5 protein-coding genes are annotated in these 3,985 nt (G+C 75.2%); all 5 read left to right on the forward strand.

Annotated features, from left to right (window positions below; genetic code table 11):
* Positions 1-372, forward strand: a 372-nt coding sequence (locus AB0J52_RS30650) for a DUF742 domain-containing protein (RefSeq protein WP_500186156.1), incomplete at its 5' end; no start/stop codon positions are given.
* Positions 353-1,036, forward strand: a complete 684-nt coding sequence (locus tag AB0J52_RS30655) for a GTP-binding protein (RefSeq protein WP_500186157.1) — start codon at positions 353-355, stop codon at positions 1,034-1,036. The genes AB0J52_RS30650 and AB0J52_RS30655, both read left to right, overlap by 20 nt.
* Positions 1,033-2,349, forward strand: coding sequence for a cytochrome P450 family protein (locus AB0J52_RS30660; RefSeq protein WP_500186158.1), 1,317 nt, complete (start codon positions 1,033-1,035; stop codon positions 2,347-2,349). The genes AB0J52_RS30655 and AB0J52_RS30660 overlap by 4 nt, the downstream gene beginning before the upstream one ends.
* Before the next feature lie 76 nt (positions 2,350-2,425).
* Positions 2,426-3,664, forward strand: coding sequence for a cytochrome P450 family protein (locus AB0J52_RS30665; protein ID WP_500186160.1), 1,239 nt, complete (start codon positions 2,426-2,428; stop codon positions 3,662-3,664).
* Positions 3,665-3,752: 88 nt separating this feature from the next.
* Positions 3,753-3,985 (forward strand): MerR family transcriptional regulator (locus AB0J52_RS30670; protein WP_500186161.1); only part of this gene is annotated, 233 nt, incomplete at its 3' end.

Genomic DNA, 3,985 nt, shown 5'->3' on the forward strand with positions numbered 1-3,985 from the left:
GGCCGGGGGCGTGAGATGACCGGACCGGACGAGGCACGCGACACGCCGCTGCGCCCGTTCGTGCTCACCAGGGGCCGCACCGCGACCGGGCGCGGCCTCAAGGTCGACACGCTGCTCGCCGCCGCGCCGACCGACGCGCCGCTGCGCGTGGACGCGCCGCCGCAGGCCCGCGACCTGTTCGCGCTCTGCCGCCGGGGCGTGCTGTCGGTCGCGGAGGCCGCCGCGCACCTGCGGCTGCCGGTGAGCGTGGTGCTCGTGCTCGCCGACGACCTGATCGCCTCGCACCACCTGACCGCCCGCGCCGGCAGCGGCTCGGCGGCGCCCGCCCCGTCCCTCCTGCGGGAAGTCCTCGATGGCCTCCGTCAGCTCTGACCCCATGGCGGCGGCGCGGCACGCGACGGACCCGGCCGCGCGGCACACGCCGGACACGGCCGCGCGGCACGAGCCGGACCCGGCGGACGGGGTCCGGTTCGTGCCGGGCACCGTCCAGCGCACCGCGAAGATCCTGGTCGTCGGGTCGTTCGGGGTGGGCAAGACGACCTTCGTCGGGTCGGTCAGCGAGATCGAGCCGCTGCGCACCGAGGAGCCGATCACCACGGCTTCGGTCGGCGTGGACGACCTGCGCGGCCTGCCCGGCAAGACCAGCACGACCGTCGCGCTCGACTTCGGCCGCGTGACGCTGTCCGACCGGCTCGTCCTGTACGTGTTCGGGACGCCCGGCCAGCGCCGGTTCTGGGACATGTGGGCCGGGCTCGCCGAGGGCGCCGCCGGCATCCTGGTGCTGGTGGACGTGCGGCGGATCGCCGACAGCTTCGAGGTCATCGACCATCTGGAGGACGCCGGCCTGGACGCCTTCGCGGTCGCCGTGAACCGCTTCCCCGACAGCCCCGACCACGACCCCGCCGCCCTGCGCGAGGCGCTCGACCTGCTTCCCGAGACGCCCGTGCTGTCCTGCGACGCCCGCGACCGCGAGTCGGCCGTGGCGTCCCTGGTCCGGCTGGTCGAGCACGTCCTCGACAGGAGTGAGAACCGGTGACCGCCGCCGATCTGTACGCGTATCCGCAGGTGATGCCCCTCGCCGCGACCACCGCCGACCCGGACGCCGCGCTGGAGCGGCTCTGGCGCGAGCACGGCCCGGTCGCGCCGGTCGAGCTGATGCCCGGCGTCCGCGCGTGGCTGGTGATGGGCTACGCCGAGATCCGCCAGATCACCACCCAGGACCACCTGTTCAGCCGGAACGCCGACACCTGGAGCCTCGTCCGGGACGGCACGGTCGGGCCGGACTCCCCGCTCGGCCCGATGATGTTCCACCGCGCCAACGTCATCGGCGCGGACGGCGAGGAGCACCGGCGGCTGCGCCGTCCGATCGAGCAGGCCATGGCCGCGCTGGACCACCGCGCGCTGCGCCGCACGGTCGAGCGGCTGTCCACCGGGCTGATCGACCGGATCGCGCCCGCCGGACGCGGCGACCTCATCGCCGACTACGCCGCGTCCATCCCCGTCCTCGCGATCGGCGAGCTCATCGGCCTCGACCCGGGCCGCGCCCGCGAGCTGCTCGACGCCATGAACCTGCTGTTCTCCAGCGGACCGCGCGCGCAGGAGGGGAACGCGAGGTTCGAGGCGCTGCTGAACGAGCTGGTCACCTCACGGATGGACGGCGGCTCGTCCGACCTGACCGGCTTCCTCGCCGGGCACGAGGACCTGGCGACGGCCGGCGAGATCCTGCAGACGCTGGTCGTGGTCGTGTCCGCCTCCAACCACACGTGCATCTCCTGGATCGCCGAGACGCTGCGGCTGATGCTCGTCGACCCGCGCTTCGCCGGACGGATCAACGGCGGCCGGCTGTCCATCGACGACGCGCTGGACGAGGTGCTCGCCCGCCAGCCACCGATGATCAACTTCCCGGCCCGCTACCCGCTCGCCGACACCGTCCTCGCGGACCGCCCGGTGCGCGCGGGGGACGCGCTGATCCTCGGCCTCGCCGCCAGCGCCCGCGACACCCGCGTGCACGCGTCCGACTGGTGGACGCGCGGCAGCCGCGCGCACCTGGCCTGGTCGGTCGGCCCGCACGCCTGCCCCGGCCGCGACCCGGCGCGCACCATCGCCCGCACCGCCGTCGCCACCGCCCAGCACCTGCTCGGCGACCTGCGGCTGGCCTGCGACCCGGGCGAGATCGGCTACCAGCCGAGCCCGTGGATCCGCACCCCCGTCAGCCTCCCGGTGACCTTCACCCCGCGCACCCCCGCGACCTCCGGGGACTCCCCGCGCACCGCTGCGGAGTGCCCGCGCACGCCCGCAGGCTCGCCGCCCCCCGCCACCTCGGAGAACGCCCCGCTTCCCACTTCGTAGACCGCCCACCTCCGGATCGCGCCCTCGCGCGCCCGATCCCGGGACCGTGACGCGGACGACCGCCTTGGAGACGCCCATGACCGCAGCCCCGTCCCCCTCCGCCGCCGAGATCCCCGTCATCGAGCTCGACCCGGCCGCCGCCGACCACCACGGCGAGGCCGCCCGGCTGCGCGCCGCCGGGCCCGTCGTCCGCGTCGTCCTGCCCGGCGGCGTCCGCGCCTGGGCCGTCACCACCCACGCGCTGGTCGACGAGCTCGTCCGGCACCCGGACGTCAGCAAGGACTACCGGAACTGGACGGCCGTGAAGACCGGCGAGCTCGCCGACGACAACCCGATCATCGGGATGATCAAGGTGGACAACCTGGTCACCGCCGACGGCGCCGAGCACACCCGGCTACGCCGCCCGATCGTCGGGCAGTTCACCCGCAGACGCGTCCAGGACATGGTCCCCGCGATCACCGCGGCCGCGGCGGCCCTGGCGGACGCCCTGCCGGCCTCCGAGGTCGTCGACCTGCGCGCCCACTTCGCCGCGCGGCTCCCGCTCCAGGTCATCTGCGAGCTGCTCGGCGTCCCCGACGACCAGCGCGCCCGCCTGCGCCACCTCGTGGACGCCATCTTCCGCACCGACACGACCGCCGAGGAGGTCGTCCAGGTCCAGGCGGAGATCCCGCGCCTGCTCGGCGACCTGATCCAGGCCCGGTCCGCCGCCCCCGGCGACGACCTGACCAGCGCGCTCATCGGCGTCCACGCCGCCGACCCGGCCGCGCTCTCCGCCGAGGAGCTCGCCGGGACGCTCTGGGTGCTACTCACCGCCGGCCACGAGACGACCATCAGCCTCATCTCCAACGCCGTCCGCGCGATGCTCACCCACCCCGACCAGCTCGAAGCCGCCCTCGCGGCGCCCGAGGACCCGTGGCTGGCCGTCGTCGCCGAGACCCTCCGCTGGGACGCCCCCATCGGCAACTTCCCGGCCCGCTACCCCCTGCGCGACCTCACCCTCGGCGGCGTCACCATCCCGGCCGGGGACGCGATCATCGCCCCCTACACCGCCGTCAACCGCGACCCCGCCCAGCACGGCCCCGACGCGGACCGCTTCGACCACACCCGCGCCCAGAGGGGCGACCTCGCGTTCGGCGCGGGACGCCACAACTGCCCCGGCTCCCACCTCGCCGAGACCGAGGCCCGCATCGCCCTCGCCGTCCTCTTCGAGCGCTACCCGAAGATGGCCCTGGCCGTCCCGGCGGAGGACCTGCCCCCGGTCCCGAGCCTGTTCACCAACAGCGTCGCCGCCCTCCCCGTCCGCCTCAACCCCTGACGCCGCCCGGACGGGCCTCCGACTCCGAGGCCCGTCCCCCCCCCGCGGGGTTGAACCTCCCCCAAGGGGAGGTGCCAGGGTGGACCGCATGCGGGGCGAAGCCACCTACTCGATCGGCGAACTGGCCGACACGGCCGGCGTGACGGTGAAGGCCGTCCGCTTCTACACCAACCACGGCATCCTGCCCGAATCCCACCGGACCGCCTCGGGCCACCGCCGCTACGGCGCCGACGCCGTCGCCCGCCTCGCCCTCGTCCGCACGCTCCGCGACCTCGGCCTGGACCTCGCGACCGTCCGGCGGATCGTCGACCGCGAGACCAC

Source organism: Spirillospora sp. NPDC049652 (genome assembly GCF_040675125.1).
Classification (GTDB): Bacteria; Actinomycetota; Actinomycetes; order Streptosporangiales; family Streptosporangiaceae; genus Spirillospora.

Coding starts and splice junctions, on each gene's coding strand:
- AB0J52_RS30655 (WP_500186157.1), top strand. CDS start 353: ATGGCCTCCGTCAGCTCTGACCCCATGGCGGCGGCGCGGCACGCGACG.
- AB0J52_RS30665 (WP_500186160.1), top strand. CDS start 2,426: ATGACCGCAGCCCCGTCCCCCTCCGCCGCCGAGATCCCCGTCATCGAG.